This window comes from Desulforamulus aeronauticus DSM 10349, assembly GCF_900142375.1.
Classification (GTDB): domain Bacteria; phylum Bacillota; class Desulfotomaculia; order Desulfotomaculales; family Desulfotomaculaceae; genus Desulfotomaculum; species Desulfotomaculum aeronauticum.
Genome location: NZ_FRAR01000021.1, coordinates 98462 through 114176, shown reverse-complemented (window position 1 = coordinate 114176; position 15715 = coordinate 98462). Strand labels below are relative to the sequence as shown.

Genomic DNA, 15715 nt, shown 5'->3' with positions numbered 1-15715 from the left:
TTTGACCTGACCCAAAGATACGGCATTACGCCGTCCATGTCAAGGCGTGGAAATCCTTATGACAACGCTTTAGCTGAGAATTTCTTTTCGTTCCTTAAAACAGAATGCATTTCCCGTCAGAGAGTGCAAACTTTTGAACAGGCACAATTATTGATTGATGATTATATCCATTTTTATAACTTTGAGCGTTTTCAGTTAAAATACCGCCTGACCCCGTTTGAAAAACGGAGCCAGGCGGTGTAAATCAAAAATATTCTACGATTTGCTTTTCTTTTCCGTGTCTATTTACTCTGGTTCGGTTCAAATATGGCTTCTAGGCTTTAGCTATTTTTCTGTTCTTCTTTCTCCTCGGATTGTGTAATAAATTGTTGTATTTGATTAATTTTACAAATACACTTGATAAATATTATATTTTATACTAAAATATTTGACAAATGAATAGAGAGCTGGGAGAGTGCCTAGATTGAAATTTTACAATAACGCTGACGAGTTAATTGAAAACGAATTACCTATACATATCAGATCTCAACTTTATCCACTAATTGAAAGTGGTGTTCGGGCTTACCAAGAATTTGTCTACGAGCATTTTAAAACATTTGATTCGGTATTCATTCAAAATATTAAGGGGTGGCTATTAAACTACATGGTGTTTCGCCAATTTGAACCAGACATGGTTAGTAGTAATTTCCCATTTACATGTGATGCCCAAAAGGTTAATAATTTTAAGTATAGGAGTCTTAATTTAATTCGTGGGAATGTTATGATAAACGTTGGTAAGGCACGTGATGAATATACTTTTCCTAATAGATCAAAGTACAGACTTCGAAGTTGCCGAAACAATAGATTCATAGAAGAATCATTAATTTTGGGAGTAGATAACTCAAACAGTTTTGTCGTTAAGAATGAACAGTACTATTTGCTCATGACATATGGCTATAAACACGGTAATATAGGCTTTGTTAAACTAATTGTACCAGACGATCGAATGACTGCCTTTAAAAAGGTATGTGACTTAAAATCGGAATTTAGAATGTATAGTAATAATACTAATACGCAACTTGAGATTGAGAAGAAAGTGGCTTTTATTAAAGACGAAGTGCTCCAAAAAATAAAGTCAATTAAAAAGGAAGAGGCATAGATGAAAGGGAAAGTTACGGAAATAGGCATTAATAAAAAAGTTGTTCCTGCCAGAATAAGAGAAGCCAGAGTTTCCCGCGGATATTCGCTGGCAGACCTCTCTGAGTTACTAGGGGTTACCAGTCAGGCCATATCTCAATATGAACTTGGCAACTCAGCACCGAGCATGGTTGTGCTAATGAAAATGGTCGACATCCTTAGGTTTCCGTTAAACTTTTTCTTAAAGCCTAAAGAGAATATTAACCCTAATTATGTTGACAGCGCGGTATATTTTAGAAGCATGAAGAGTACACCGAAAAAACTAAAAGAAGCATATAAGTACCGTGTTCATTGGGCTGACGAGATACACCATTATTTAAAAAAATATATTGATTTTCCGCCAATAGATATCCCTCAATTTGATGACTTTAATGAGATTGACTTTGTATTGATTGAGGAATTAGCTTTAAAACTTAGGAGCTACTGGGGTATCCCAAAGGTACCAATCGATAATATGGTGGAATTGTTACAAGATAAAGGGTTTATAATATGTAGATTAGTTTTGGGAAACAAAAAGGTAGATGCGTTCTCTCAATATTACAATAATGTACCATATATTATCCTGGGTTCAGATAAGTCGGCAGTACGCTCAAGATTTGATTTGGCCCACGAACTAGGCCATTTGATACTCCATTCACACATTGATCAGGAAAGCATAGTAAAAAAAGAAATACTTGATAAAATTGAGGATGAGGCAGATTGTTTTGCCGGAGCTTTTTTATTACCTAGCAATTCATTTTCGCAAGAGGTTATGTCTACGTCGCTAGAACATTTTGTTTTCTTAAAAAGAAGATGGAAAGTCTCGATTAGTGCAATGATCAAGAGATGTGAGAGATTAAACCTTTTAACAGATAGCCAAATTAGGTATCTTAATGCTCAAATGACTAAAAAACAATATTGGAGAAATGAGCCATTAGACGATGCGATAGCATTTGAACAACCGTATTTATTTAAACAGGCATTTGAGTTATTGATAGACAATGATATTGTGACTTCGGATGAAATTTTAAATGAGCTAGGATATAATAAAGAAGAGATAGATTCATTATGCTTTATTCCCAAGGATCTGCTAGAACGAAAACGAAAAACCAAGAAATTGACTTTAAAGCATGATACTAATTAGCCCGCCATTTCGGTGGGTTTTCTTATTGCAGCTTTGTATCTTACAATATTAGCCAAATTAAGCTATTATTATTAGAAAATGAACTACTAAGATATAGATAGGGGTTATATGCAGGATGTCATGTTTTTAATTCCTACCCCGCAGGTATTGTAAAAGATTATTACAGGCTTAGACGAGTTATACGAACATGATATCGAAGACTTAGATATGCAGGGTTATGCTAGGCAAGCTGGCTACTGCAGGACTAAACGGCCAGTTTGGAACGCCCAAGTATATTCGTGATCTGATGGTGCGGTTACTTGCTCCAACACCGGATGATAAAATTTGTGACCCTGCTTGCGGCACCGCATATCCTCTGCTGAGCATGTCCGTGAACGCTACGAGCCGAAATGACCAGTGAACAATGGGAGCATTTTTCAGGATAGATGTTCACTGGCCTTGACACCGACATGCTACGTCTTTCTGCCATGAACCTGATGCTGCATTCTATCACTCAACCCCACATCAACTACGTAGACAGCGTTTCCAAGCTTCTGCCGCTTATGACATTATCCTGGCTAATCCCCCCTTTGCTGGTGCGGTAGAGACTGAGAGTATTAGAAGGTGCATGTTTGAGTTGCACAGTCTGTCGATGATGTACTTAGAGATCAAAGATGGAGGGGCCCTGCTAATTGGTGCGAACCGTTAATGAACAGTAATTCTATGGGAGGTTCGCACTACAGGAATGGCAAAGGCTCGGATGCTTTTATTTCCTGAATGAGTCCATAGAGAGCAACTTAAAAAGTAGGTTCGCAAAATAAAGCTATACAAAGCTTTATTATCAGACAGTCCAATATGCCGCGTCGCACTCTGCAGGAGTGCGTGGATTGAAACATTTAACGTACAGAATTAACATATATTTTTATTAATTGTCGCACTCTGCAGGAGTGCATGGATTGAAACCTTAAAGGGGTGAAAGAAAGTGAATAAAAAGTGGGTCAAACTCCACAGGAGTGCGTGGGTTGAAACACTGATAAAGTTAATCCTAATGTCCATATGACATGTTGCACTGTACAGAAGTGCGTGGATTGAAACAACCAAATGCTTGCTTGCTCGTGCTATTTATCAGTATTTATACTGCCGAATTATTGAATATGTCCGAATGGTTTTGCGTCTAAGAGGTAACTATTTGGTTATCAAGTTTCCTATATGTTTGTTATTTATGAAACGGCTCTGGCCCTGCAGGGAGATATCTTGACAGTGACATTAAAAAAATGTAAAATTACTGTTGGGAGAAAATAGAATTTGATATCTGGCAACAGGTTTTAATATATAAAAAATCCAATATTCATAAGGCATAACCCCTTGAAAGGGAGCTTTGGGCATTTATGTTCTGTTCCCATATTTTGGTGGTATTGGTGTACCTTTTGATGATGTGGACAACCAGATATCGGTTTATTTTCTACCGAGTTTTACTCGGTTTTTTTATTTGCTTTTAAAACTTTATAATTAATTTGAGAATTAGGAGGTGAAAAGATGGAATCAAGTCAAATCTTACTGGTTATTGTTGTCGCCTTAGTTGCTTTGGCAGCTGGCTTTTTAATTCGGAAAAATATTGCCGAAGGAAAACTGTCTTCGGCGGAAGCACAGTCAAAAAAGATTTTAGAAGAAGCGGAAAAAGAGGCAGATGGTAAACGACGTGAGGCCGTTGTGCTAGCTAAAGAGGAAGTTTTAAAACTGCGTAACGAAATGGAAAAAGAACTTCGTGATCGCAGAAATGAACTTCAACGGCTTGAAAGAAGACTTCTGCAAAAGGAAGAAACCTTGGATCGTAAAATGGACTCCATGGAAAAGAAAGATGAGTCCCTCGGTCGTAAAGAAGTGGAAATTGAGAATACCAAAGCTGAACTTAGCACTCTTTTTAATCGTCAATTGGCTGAACTTGAACGTATTTCAGGACTTTCTTCGGAGGAAGCACGACATATCTTATTGAATGATGTGGAAAAAGAGCTTCAACATGATATGGCCGTGATGATTAAGGAATATGAACATAGGGCTAAAGAGGAATCCGAGAAAAGAGCTAGAGATGTTATTTCCTCGGCTATTCAAAGATGTGCAGCGGACCATGTAGCGGAAGTAACTGTTGCAGTGATTCCTTTACCAAACGACGAAATGAAGGGTCGTATTATCGGTAGGGAAGGTCGGAATATTCGGGCATTTGAAACCCTAACCGGAATTGACTTAATCATTGATGATACTCCCGAGGCTGTTATTCTTTCCGGTTTTGATCCCATTCGCCGGGAAGTGGCTCGTTTAGCCTTGGAGAGATTAATTTCTGATGGGCGTATTCACCCTGCCAGAATTGAAGAAATGGTGGAAAAGGCCCAGAAGGACGTTGAGGTACAAATCCGTGAGGCTGGTGAACAAGCAACCTTTGAAACCGGCGTGATGGGACTACATCCTGAATTGGTAAAACTATTAGGACGTCTGAAGTTCCGCACCAGTTACGGTCAAAATGTGTTGAAGCACTCCATAGAAGTTTGTCATTTGGCTGGTCTTATGGCGGCTGAATTGGGGATTGATGTAAAACTGGCTAAGCGAGCCGGTTTATTGCATGATATCGGTAAAGCTGTGGACCATGAGGTAGAAGGTCCTCACGTGGCTATTGGTGTGAGCCTGTGCCAAAAGTATAAAGAAAATCCGGAAGTTATACATGCTATTGCCGCTCACCATGGCGACGAGGAACCCCGAACCATCGAAGCTGTCTTGGTACAAGCCGCAGATGCGATTTCTGCTGCCCGCCCAGGGGCCAGAAGAGAAACTTTGGAATCTTACATTAAACGTTTACAAAAGCTTGAAGAGATTGCTGGTACCTTTGAGGGCGTAGAAAAATCCTTTGCCATTCAAGCTGGTAGAGAAATACGCATTATGGTAAAACCGGACAAAATTGATGATTTAGCTGCGATTCGGTTAGTTCGGGATGTTGCTAAGAAAATTGAAAACGAGCTGGATTACCCCGGACAAATCAAAGTTATTATTATTCGGGAAACCCGCTATGTGGAATATGCTAAATAATGACAATTGCTAAATATACCACAAAACGACCCCGTGGGGTCGTTTTGTGATTATACAACTTATGTCAGTCTTGGAAGAAGTTTTTTATGAAGAAACAAAGATATTCAGCAGGAATGTTTAATTCATCACAGAATTATTTAGATATTTGACAGAACATCAGGTGGTGAACATTTTTGGATTTTCGCTATAAAGGCCAGGAAGATCTAACCAATAGTGTTAGTTTATTAATATCTATCCTAATTAGATATCCTGAAGTGGCTAAAATAAAGTTTGATCCGGAGAAGAACATACTGAAATTTACTTTCATCTATGCCGGCATCATGACAGAAAGCGAAATAAATGGCCTAAAACAAAATACGATTAGCAGTATTCAGGTTTATCATAGCCTGGAATACAAGGCTCCCAGGATCATCAATCTAGACTATAGGGTATCCGATGGCTTTACTATGATTGAAATTCAAAGGGATGTGGATACACTAGTACAAGAAGAAATTGCACTTATGGTTGAACTTTTCCGCCAGTACATCAATAAGAATCTTGTTACAGAGGAAAGTGAGCAATTGGTGGAGGAAGATTTAGAAGTGCAGGAAGAACTGATTGAGCACATGTTGGCAAGTGTTAAGATGAAATCCGAAAACAAAAGATTATATGCCTTCCGTGATGAGGGTAGGGTTTTGGTTTTCAATAAATAGGGGGCTTCGTTATCAATTGCGTATCTTAATGATCGGGGATATTGTTGGTCGTCCAGGAAGACGTGCAATTTTAGAGAATTTGAGTTGCCTGCGTAGAGAAATGAACGTAGATTTTGTCATTGCCAATGGCGAAAATGCAGCAGCGGGGCACGGCATTACCAAGGAAATCGCCAAACAGCTATTTAACGCCGGCGTTGATGTATTTACCATGGGTAATCATGTATGGAACAAAAAAGAGGTCTTTGATTATATAGAGAAAGAAAAAAGACTGTTGCGCCCCGCTAATTACCCGCCTGGCACTCCTGGAGCGGGCTATCAACTTTATGAAACGAAAAATGGTGTAACCATTGGTGTGGTAAATGTCTCTGGTCGTATTTATATGCAGGAATTAGACTGCCCCTTTCGAACAATGGATCATATTTTGAAGCAACTACAATACCAAACAAATCTTATTTTTGTGGATTTTCATGCTGAGGCCACCTCGGAAAAGGTTGCGATGGGTTGGTATTTGGATGGCAAAGTTACAGCTATTTGTGGTACCCATACCCATGTCCAAACAGCAGATGAACGGATCTTACCGAATGGAACTGCTTATATCACAGACATTGGTATGACAGGGCCTCGGGATTCTGTGATTGGAGTTGCCACAGAAATTGTTCTGGAAAAGTTTATTACCCAGATGCCCAGACGCTTTGAAGTAGCAGATACTACATATCAGTTAAATGCAGTGGTAATAGACGTTAATCCAGACAATGGGCAAGCTCTAAAAATAGACCGGATTTTTCATTTGGAATAAATAAAAGGATTCTGGCACAAGTTTTTATAAATTTCTTACAATAGCAGGAATTTTTAGGATTTTGCAGAATAAAATCAATACAGGGATTAGAACTATCGTCCAAACTTTCTAAGGAGGTTTCAGCATGGAAGTCTTAAAAGTTTCAGCAAAATCCAATCCAAATTCCGTAGCAGGGGCACTGGCCGGAGTTCTTCGTGAGCGTGGTTGTGCCGAAATGCAAGCCATTGGTGCTGGCGCTTTAAACCAGGCAGTCAAGGCTATTGCTATTGCCAGAGGTTTTGTTGCCCCAAGTGGAGTAGACTTAATTTGCATCCCTGCCTTTACTGATGTAATAATTGATGGTGATGAAAGAACGGCCATTAAACTGATAGTTGAGCCCAGATAATTATAAATTAACTAGTTAATTTAGGTACAACCTGTTTGCCATCCTGCAAACAGGTTTCTTACTTAATGGGAACTTGTCTAAGGAGGAATGCCTGGTGTCTGTGGTGGATGCTCACTGCGATACATTAACGGTACTGGCACAACAAAAACGAACCCTAGGCGAGTGTTCATCTCGTGGACATTTAGATTTACCCCGTTTGCGCCAAGGGGGTATCGATGTTCAATTTTTTGCTATTTTTGTCGGGCCGGAAAACAGTAGGCAACCGGTCCATTACACGAACGAAATCATTGCTTTATTTCAAGAAGCTATGCATGCTAACAGTTCTCTAATTTGTCATGTGAAAAATAGTCAGGATATTGAGAAGGCCATTAAAGCCAATAAGATTTGTGCAGTGCTGACCATTGAAGGGGGAGAAGCCATTCGTGGCAGTATTGAACAACTGGAGGCTTATTATCGCCAAGGGGTGAGAGCCTTAACCTTAACTTGGAATGGCCGCAATGAACTGGCAGATGGTGTTGGCATGGGAACTGAGGCTGGCGGATTGACAACTTTAGGCAGACAAGTGGTTCAGCGCATGGCTGAACTTGGCATAATTATTGATGTTTCTCATCTTTCACAACCCAGTTTTTGGGATGTAATCTCAGAGGTAAAGGTGCCCCTGGCAGCAAGCCACTCCAATTGTTATTCCCTCTGTAGTCATATCAGAAATTTAACGGATGAGCAAGTGAAAGCTATTGCAGTGAGGGGTGGAGTAATCGGTGCAACCTATATGCCGCAGTTTATAGACATAGGTTGTGCTTCCTTAGACCGGTTGATTGATCATATCCACCATTTGTATAAAGTAGGGGGTATCTCCTGTATTGGTTTAGGCTCGGATTTTGACGGCATTGACGATACCCCGGTAGGCTTGGAACATGCTGGGGTGGCGGTTCCTAATGTCGCCGCTGCTTTGCAGCAAAGAGGTTTTACTTGCAGTGAAATCGATAAAATTTTAGGTGATAACTGGCTTCGTTTATTTAAAGAGATTTGTGGTTAACGGTGAAGGATTTTTGTTAACTAACGAGAAAATAAAGAATGTTAAGACTAATTGCCTGGGCATACTGGTAGATAAAAAAGCGGTGATATCAAGTGTACGCAGATTTGCATATTCATACAACGGCTTCTGATGGCGCAGATACTCCTAGGGAAGTGGTACGGAAAGCACTCGATAAGGGGCTAGCTGCCATTGCCGTCTCAGATCACGATACCCTTGCGGGAGTTAATGAAGCGCTGCAGGCTGCCGCGGATTTTCAGCTTGAAGTATTATCCGGGGTGGAGGTAAATACCTACTACAAAGGAATGGAAATACATGTTCTGGGCTATTTAATTGACCCTAATAATGAAGAATTTACGACGACCCTGCGGGGTCTGCAAGAGGAAAGGCTCACTCGGGCAGAAAAAATGGTCGGGAAACTAAAGAAACTGGGTATGAAAATTAAGATGTCCCGGGTCTTGGAATTATCCGGTGAGGGAACAGTGGGAAGACCGCATATAGCGCGGGCGCTACTGGAAAAAAAATATGTCTCTTCTATGCAAGAGGCCTTTAACCAGTATATCGGGGCAGGAAAACCGGCTTATGTACCCCGGGAAAAACTGAACCCGGTTGAAGCTATACAACTTATTATCAAGGCTAAGGGAGTGCCGGTTTTGGCACATCCTGGTTTCTCCAAGGTAGATCATTTACTGCCAAGCCTGATTAAGGCTGGGCTGAAAGGCTTGGAAGTATGGCACAGAAATCATACTCCCTTGATGGTAGAACACTATTATAAGATAACAAAGGACTATGGATTAATACCCACTGGTGGATCGGATTACCACGGGTCTCACCATGATATCTGTAATGTTATTGGTGGTGCGGTTGCTCCCTATGAATCGGTACAGCTTTTGAAGGACGCCGTTAGGGACATTATAAGGGCAAACTAAGTCTTCGCCGGACTGATCCAATAGGGTGTATCTAAAGACTTGGTGGAGGCCAAGTTTTTTAAGTTAAGTCATAGAAGGGAATGGAGATACTTATGAGGAAACTGGCAAGACGTATGGAGTCACTGGCTCCGGGCATATTTTCCGAATTGGCCAGAGCTAAGGCAGAGAAGCAAGCAACCGGTATCGAGGTTATCGATTTAAGTGTGGGCAGCCCAGATTTACCACCTGCTCCCCATATTCTGGAAGCATTGCGCAAGGGAGTAGAAAACCCCCGCAATTATACATATCCCTTAGCGGGAAAAATTGAATTGCACCAAGCCCTGGCAAAGTGGTATAAAAAAAGATTTAATGTTGATTTAGACCCCGCCACAGAGGTGTTAACCCTGATGGGTTCCCAGGACGGATTGGCTCATGTTGCCCTTGCCTATGTCAATCCAGGTGATATCGCATTGGTACCAGACCCCGGGTATCCGATTTATTCTGCTGCTATCCAATTGGCAGAGGGGGAATTATACCCTATGCCGTTGCTGGCGGAGAACCAGTTCCTCCCAGATTTTCAGCAAATACCTGTGGAGGTGGCCCAAAGGGCAAAATTACTGACTATTAACTATCCTAACAATCCGGTAGCTGCTTCGGCCAATGCGGATTTTTTTAAGCGGGTTATTGAATTTGCCAAAGCTTATGATATTGTGGTTTGCCATGATGTGGCCTATGCTGAATTAGCCTATGATGGCTTTAAGCCGATGAGTTTTCTAGAAGTACCCGGTGCCAAGGAAGTGGGTGTCGAGTTTTATTCTCTGTCAAAAACCTATAACATGGCTGGCTGCAGAATTGGCTTTGCCGTGGGAAATGCAGAAGTACTGAGTGCTTTAGGACGAATTAAATCCAACATTGATTATGGTGTTTTTTCTGCTGTCCAGGAAGCGGGGATTGCTGCCCTTACTGGGGATCAGGAATGTGTGCGGCAAACTGCAGCCACCTACCAGAGAAGACGTGACATTTTGGTAGATGGTTTTGCAAAACTTGGCTGGCTGGTGCCGAAACCCCAAGCATCAATGTTTATTTGGGCACCACTGCCCAAAGGATATTCATCTTCAATGGATTTTTGCCTGGAATTCCTAGATAAAACAGGTATCCTGATGGTGCCAGGGGTTGCCTTTGGTGCACAAGGGGAAGGTTATGTAAGAATTGCCATGGTACAGCCCGAGGAAGACCTTACAGAGGCCATCACCAGAGTAAACGATTCTTTTTCATTTAATTAGTTAAATGTCTACTTCAAAGCCCTTAAGCATATACTACTGTAAGCAGAAGCTAAGGGGTGGTGAAGTTTGAATGGCAGTGCGGATATTCAGTATCTGCAGAAGCGTATCCAGGAATTAGAAGAAAAAGTAGAGCAACTACGTTTAAGTCGCCGCGTATTAATGAATCTGATAGAGAAAATAGAAAAAGATAAAACTGGTTTTGTATCTAAATTAGAAAAAGAGAATCGCAAGCTTCACAAAGATAATTATCGTTATGCAAAGTCTCTGCTAAAACAAAATAGAAGAATAGTGGAATTACAAAATCGGTTGGAAGACCTTTTTACAGAAATGTAATGAATACCGCCTAGAGCGGTGTTTTTATTTTCAAGACAATGTTATAATATTGAACCGGGGCGATGTTTTGTGAGAATTGCAGTGATTGATGGGCAGGGTGGCGGCATTGGCAAACATCTAGTAGAAAAGCTGCGCAAGGAACTACCCGAACAGGTAGAGATTCTTGGGCTGGGAACCAATGCCCTAGCTACAACGGCTATGCTAAAGGCCGGAGCCAATGAAGGCGCCACAGGGGAAAATGCCATTGTTTATAATAGTTCACGGGTAGATTTAATTGTCGGCAGTATCAGCATTATTATGCCAAATGCCATGTTAGGCGAATTGACAGTAAAAATGGCTGAGGCTATCGGGGGTAGTCAAGCTCCGAAATATTTGCTGCCGCTAACTCGTAGCAATGTTCACCTTGTGGGATTACGGGGTGAACCGATGCCTCACCTCATTGATGAATTAGTGAATCGGATTAGAAAAAATTGTGCCCCATAGGGTGCGCCAAGTCTGTAGAACACGGCGGTACTCTGCAGGCATAATTAAAGGTCATGGGCAAGCAAGCGGCAGCTTAGTTTGCCCTTATGTATATCGGAAAGTTTTATACGTTCCGATATGTTAAAAAACTAGTTTAGTTCATCTGCTTTGCGAAGAAGAACTAACTCTGGTGAGTCGTCTGGTTTTGGGGGATTGTGATGGTTCCTTATTAGTAAAACCTGCTGCGCTGGCAAGTGTGCCCTTTCAGCCAACGCTGCCCCTTTAACAGGGTGGTTACTATGGTTTTTACAAGCATCAATAAATCGTCCACCCTTATCCGAATGTAGGATGTTCTGAAACATCTTCGGAGCGAAGGTAGTTAATAGCACAATCAGAACTTTATCTAGGGTAGTAATACAGTTTGCTGGTTTGCCTATATCATGCAGTAAGGCTGCTTTTACCAGTAACTCCGTATTAAGATTTTTTTGGCTTGCCGAGAGTTCGAGACAAGTTTTGGCTACCCTGACGCAGTGGGTTTGGGTTGGTCTGTCCATGGCATAAAACAGAGATTGCTCCTGTTTATTTAAAGATTTTTGCACAAATTCAATTTCCTTTGGATCTAGTGTATCCATAATTGCGTGCCAGAATTGCTTGACTCGTTGCAAAGCAGCCATTGGAACCTCCGATAGATAGCATGGAATTTTACATACCTTAACTATCATAATAGCTTTTGTTTTATTATGCAATGTAGGAGATAGAACATGAAAAATGGGAAACTTACATTGGTGTTGGGCGGTACCCGGAGCGGCAAAAGTAGTTTTGCCGAGAAACTAGCTCAAGGTCTCGGTGAAAGGGTGCTCTACGTGGCTACAGCCACGGTTCATGATGAGGAGATGGCCGCACGAGTTACCCAACATCAAGAGCGCCGTCCTGTTAGTTGGTTTACAGTAGAAGAAGCCAAGGAAGTGGCAACTGTCCTAGAAAAATATTCCGAGGCATATGATGTTATTTTGATAGATTGTTTAACCCTGTGGTTATCCAATCTGTTGTTAGATGATAGTAAGTATCCTGCTAGTACTTGGCGGGAAAAAGAAGCATTAATACTGCTAGAGGTAGAAAAACTGGCGAGTATTTGCCGTGACTTATCAGCTAGTGTTATCATCGTGAGCAGCGAAGTCGGTTTAGGAATTGTACCTGACACTTCCTTAGGACGTCAATTTCGTGATTTAGCGGGGGCAGCCAATCAAAAATTTGCGCAATACGCAAATGAGGTATATTTGGTGCTTGCAGGACTTCCCATTGAGTTAAAGGCACTGGCTTTAGCAGATCAGAAAGTATAAACTTCCCGATCTGCATAAGGGCAAACTAGGCTTCCGCCACTTGGCCCAAGCCAAGTTTTTCTAACCGATAGAGTGAAAGGATTGATTGGCTTGAAGACGAGAATTTACCTGGTGCGTCATGGTGAAACTCTCTGGAATGCCGGGGGCAAATTTCAAGGACATACCGATGTTCCCTTATCCGACAATGGCAGACAGCAGGCAAAAGAGTTGTCGGAGCACATGCAAGGGCATAAAATAGATGCCTTTTATAGTAGTGATTTGTCCCGGGCCAAGGAGACAGCAGAAATTATAGCGGTACCCCACGGTTTGACTGTAAATTATGTTCCAGAATTACGGGAAATTAATTTTGGTCTGTGGGAAGGTCTTACGTATAAAGAAATAACGGACTCTTTTGGCGAGATTAGCCGCCTCTGGTGGTCCAGTCCGCTTACTACAGAAATACCCTCCGGAGAAAATCTACAGGCTGTGGTGGAGCGGTGCAATAAGGCCATGGGTGAAATTGTTAGCCGTCACGCCGGAGAAACTGTGGTCATAGCAGTGCATGGTGGGGTGATCCGGGTAATTGTTGGTAGTATATTAGGAATGGATTTAAATCATTTTTGGAAATTACGGCTGGATAATGTTTCATTGACCATCTTGGAATATCATGGTCCAGAGAAGGGAATTTTGGAGCTTTATAATGATACCTGCCATCTTAGAAAGCCATTGATATAAAATCAATGGATAAGAGAATTCCTCCCGAGACAGACTAAGTTTAGTAATTCTGTTGGGAGGGAATGAACATATGGAAGAGTTTCTCCGGTCTAGGGTACCCTGGAGCACGGAACCAAGTTTAGAAACCAAGTCTAATGAAGTGGGAGTAAACTTTGATTCATTGATTGATGGTATCAAGAATAATAGAACGGATCAGGAAATGGCTGAAGAATTTGGTGTCACAGCCAAATGTATTGGCCACTTAAAGGATCATTTTTGGAGTCATGGCATCGGTTCTATTATGGGACAAGATTAAAAAATATAACTATGCAGACTCCGTGCCGGTTTGGAATTGGCAGGAGTCTTATTTTTCATTTTTAAAGATGTTATGATTGAGGTGTGAATTTTGGCAAGGTATCGGATTCTTCCTACAATTTTAGTACTGTTATTGATGATCCCAGTCATAGAAATTTTTATTTTAATTCAAGCCAGCCGATGGTTTGGTTTTGGGTTTACGGTGACAGTATTGATATTTCTTGCTTTGTTAGGTTTCTATTTGATTAAATCCCAGGGATTTGCCATTATTGGTCAATTTAGGCGGGAAATTTCTATGGGACAGGTGCCAACGGCACCCCTGTTAGACGGTTTAATGATTTTAGCTAGTGGCCTATTGTTGCTGATACCTGGGCTATTGACAGACTTTATGGGACTGATTCTTTTAATGCCAGCAGTTCGTTTAACGTTGAGAAAGAAGCTAACCGGATACTTAATCAAATTCTTTGTTCCTGAAAGATTCATCAGAATTAGATGGTGAGTCCATTTGCAATTTCTTACGACAATTTTCCTAGTAACCCCCACATCACTGTGATATAATAAACGAATATTAAATTTTAAATACTTGAGAAGGGAGAGACGAACCATGTATCCAGACAAATTCGCTAAAGTTGGACTAACCTTTGATGACGTTTTACTCATTCCTGGAGCATCTGAAGTATTGCCGCGGGAAGTTGATACATCTACTTACCTAACCAGTGATATCAAGCTAAATATACCCGTATTGAGCGCAGGAATGGATACCGTTACAGAATCCCGTATGGCAATTGCCATTGCCAGAGAAGGTGGCATTGGGGTTATTCATAAAAACATGTCCATAGCTCGTCAAGCCCTGGAAGTGGACAAGGTAAAACGTTCGGAACATGGTATTATTACCGATCCGATTTTTTTATCTCCGGACAGTCCCATTCAAGAAGCTCATGAATTAATGGAACGATATCATATCTCTGGGGTTCCTATTACTGTAGAGGGTAAACTGGTAGGTATTCTTACCAATAGAGATTTACGGTTTGAAACCAACGACAACCGCAAATGTGGTGAGGTTATGACCAAAGAGCGTTTAATTACCGCTCCAGTTGGCACCACATTAGAAGAGGCTAAACAAATTTTAATGCAGCACAAGGTTGAAAAACTCCCCATTGTAGACAACGAGAATAATTTGCGTGGTTTAATTACTATTAAAGATATCAAGAAAGCCAAGGAATATCCTAACTCAGCCAAAGATCATCGTGGCCGGTTGCGAGTGGCGGCTGCGGTGGGTGTAGCTTCAGATACTTTGGAAAGGGTAGAAGCCTTAGTAAAAGCAAAGGCAGATATCATTGTTGTGGATACTGCTCATGGTCACTCTCATCTAGTGGTAAAAACAGTTAAGAGTATTCGAGATGCTTATCCCAATTTAAGTATTATAGCCGGTAATGTAGCCACTGCTGAGGCTACCCGGGATTTAATTATGGCCGGCGCCAATGCAATTAAAGTTGGGATCGGCCCTGGCTCCATTTGCACCACTAGGGTGGTAGCTGGTGTGGGTGTGCCACAGATTACAGCGGTTTATGATTGCTCCCAGGAAGCCGCCAAACATGGTGTACCTGTCATAGCGGATGGTGGTATCAAATACTCTGGTGATATTGTAAAAGCCATAGCAGCTGGCGCCAGTGTTGTTATGCTGGGCAGTATTCTGGCAGGAACCGAAGAGAGCCCTGGAGATAAAGAGATTTACCAGGGACGTAGTTATAAGGTGTACCGCGGTATGGGTTCCCTTGGCGCGATGAAAGAAGGTAGCGGTGACCGCTACTTCCAGGAACAAGCCAAGAAAATGGTTCCCGAGGGTGTGGAAGGACGTGTGCCCTATAAAGGTTCTCTAGCGGATACTATTTTCCAACTGGTAGGTGGTCTTAAGGCTGGTATGGGTTATACCGGTTGTCGTACAGTTGAGGAATTAAAGATAAATGCTAAGTTTATTCGCATATCAGCAGCAGGATTAAGAGAAAGCCATCCCCATGGAGTCAATATTACCAAAGAAGCTCCGAACTATAGTTAAAAATACGCCTTTAACCATTGGTAAAGGGCCATAAGAAAAAATATCCCACCCTTAATTTGGGTGGGA

The 15715-nt window shown here is 41.5% G+C and carries 19 protein-coding genes; 18 read left to right on the top strand and 1 reads right to left on the bottom strand.

What is annotated here, in order from left to right; genetic code table 11:
* The 13 genes from BUA78_RS14090 to BUA78_RS14030 all read left to right on the top strand — a co-directional run.
* Positions 1 to 243, top strand: a 243-nt coding sequence (locus BUA78_RS14090; protein ID WP_139257396.1) for an IS3 family transposase, incomplete at its 5' end; no start/stop codon positions are given.
* A 220-nt stretch (positions 244 to 463) separates the two neighbouring features.
* The gene (locus tag BUA78_RS14085) at positions 464 to 1138 is read left to right on the top strand and encodes a hypothetical protein (RefSeq protein WP_072915747.1); all 675 of its coding nucleotides are present in this window, start codon (positions 464 to 466) and stop codon (positions 1136 to 1138) included.
* Positions 1139 to 2299, top strand: a complete 1161-nt coding sequence (locus BUA78_RS14080; protein WP_072915744.1) for a helix-turn-helix domain-containing protein — start codon at positions 1139 to 1141, stop codon at positions 2297 to 2299. It begins immediately after the preceding gene.
* A gap of 217 nt (positions 2300 to 2516) precedes the next feature.
* Positions 2517 to 2699, top strand: coding sequence for an N-6 DNA methylase (locus BUA78_RS21090; RefSeq protein ID WP_420795512.1), 183 nt, complete (start codon positions 2517 to 2519; stop codon positions 2697 to 2699).
* 1115 nt (positions 2700 to 3814) lie between these two features.
* Positions 3815 to 5353 carry a ribonuclease Y gene (gene rny / locus BUA78_RS14070; protein ID WP_072915742.1) on the top strand — a complete coding sequence of 513 codons (1539 nt, stop codon included), beginning with the start codon at positions 3815 to 3817 and terminating at the stop codon, positions 5351 to 5353.
* 173 nt (positions 5354 to 5526) lie between these two features.
* Entirely contained in the window at positions 5527 to 6045 is a 519-nt protein-coding gene (locus BUA78_RS14065) for a hypothetical protein (RefSeq protein WP_072915739.1), read from the top strand.
* Between the two features lie 16 nt (positions 6046 to 6061).
* Positions 6062 to 6841, top strand: a complete 780-nt coding sequence (locus BUA78_RS14060) for a TIGR00282 family metallophosphoesterase (protein WP_072915737.1) — start codon at positions 6062 to 6064, stop codon at positions 6839 to 6841.
* A 124-nt stretch (positions 6842 to 6965) separates the two neighbouring features.
* The gene (locus BUA78_RS14055) at positions 6966 to 7226 is read left to right on the top strand and encodes a stage V sporulation protein S (RefSeq protein WP_008413380.1); all 261 of its coding nucleotides are present in this window, start codon (positions 6966 to 6968) and stop codon (positions 7224 to 7226) included.
* 94 nt (positions 7227 to 7320) lie between these two features.
* Positions 7321 to 8262 carry a dipeptidase gene (locus BUA78_RS14050; RefSeq protein WP_072915734.1) on the top strand — a complete coding sequence of 314 codons (942 nt, stop codon included), beginning with the start codon at positions 7321 to 7323 and terminating at the stop codon, positions 8260 to 8262.
* Between the two features lie 92 nt (positions 8263 to 8354).
* A complete protein-coding gene (locus tag BUA78_RS14045) occupies positions 8355 to 9188 on the top strand; it encodes a PHP domain-containing protein (RefSeq protein ID WP_072915732.1) in 834 nt (277 codons plus the stop codon).
* 92 nt (positions 9189 to 9280) lie between these two features.
* Positions 9281 to 10450: an LL-diaminopimelate aminotransferase gene (locus tag BUA78_RS14040; protein WP_072915729.1), complete on the top strand. Its 1170-nt coding sequence runs from the start codon at positions 9281 to 9283 to the stop codon at positions 10448 to 10450.
* A 66-nt stretch (positions 10451 to 10516) separates the two neighbouring features.
* A complete protein-coding gene (locus BUA78_RS14035; protein WP_072915727.1) occupies positions 10517 to 10783 on the top strand; it encodes a translation initiation factor 2 in 267 nt (88 codons plus the stop codon).
* Between the two features lie 69 nt (positions 10784 to 10852).
* The gene (locus BUA78_RS14030) at positions 10853 to 11266 is read left to right on the top strand and encodes a DUF3842 family protein (protein ID WP_072915724.1); all 414 of its coding nucleotides are present in this window, start codon (positions 10853 to 10855) and stop codon (positions 11264 to 11266) included.
* 128 nt (positions 11267 to 11394) lie between these two features.
* Here BUA78_RS14030 and BUA78_RS14025 read toward each other — a convergent pair whose 3' ends face one another.
* On the bottom strand, positions 11395 to 11919 hold the full coding sequence (locus BUA78_RS14025) for an HD domain-containing protein (RefSeq protein ID WP_072915722.1): 525 nt from the start codon (positions 11917 to 11919) through the stop codon (positions 11395 to 11397).
* A gap of 87 nt (positions 11920 to 12006) precedes the next feature.
* Between BUA78_RS14025 and cobU the strand changes: the two genes are divergently transcribed.
* The 5 genes from cobU to guaB all read left to right on the top strand — a co-directional run bounded on the left by cobU (position 12007) and on the right by guaB (position 15649).
* A complete protein-coding gene (cobU, locus tag BUA78_RS14020) occupies positions 12007 to 12585 on the top strand; it encodes a bifunctional adenosylcobinamide kinase/adenosylcobinamide-phosphate guanylyltransferase (RefSeq protein ID WP_072915719.1) in 579 nt (192 codons plus the stop codon).
* Positions 12586 to 12675: 90 nt separating this feature from the next.
* Positions 12676 to 13299, top strand: coding sequence for an alpha-ribazole phosphatase (gene cobC / locus BUA78_RS14015; protein WP_072915776.1), 624 nt, complete (start codon positions 12676 to 12678; stop codon positions 13297 to 13299).
* 70 nt (positions 13300 to 13369) lie between these two features.
* On the top strand, positions 13370 to 13594 hold the full coding sequence (locus tag BUA78_RS14010; RefSeq protein ID WP_072915716.1) for a hypothetical protein: 225 nt from the start codon (positions 13370 to 13372) through the stop codon (positions 13592 to 13594).
* A 90-nt stretch (positions 13595 to 13684) separates the two neighbouring features.
* The gene (locus tag BUA78_RS14005; RefSeq protein WP_084082438.1) at positions 13685 to 14092 is read left to right on the top strand and encodes an FxsA family protein; all 408 of its coding nucleotides are present in this window, start codon (positions 13685 to 13687) and stop codon (positions 14090 to 14092) included.
* A gap of 105 nt (positions 14093 to 14197) precedes the next feature.
* On the top strand, positions 14198 to 15649 hold the full coding sequence (guaB, locus tag BUA78_RS14000; RefSeq protein WP_072915713.1) for an IMP dehydrogenase: 1452 nt from the start codon (positions 14198 to 14200) through the stop codon (positions 15647 to 15649).
* The last annotated feature ends 66 nt before the right edge of the window (positions 15650 to 15715 follow it).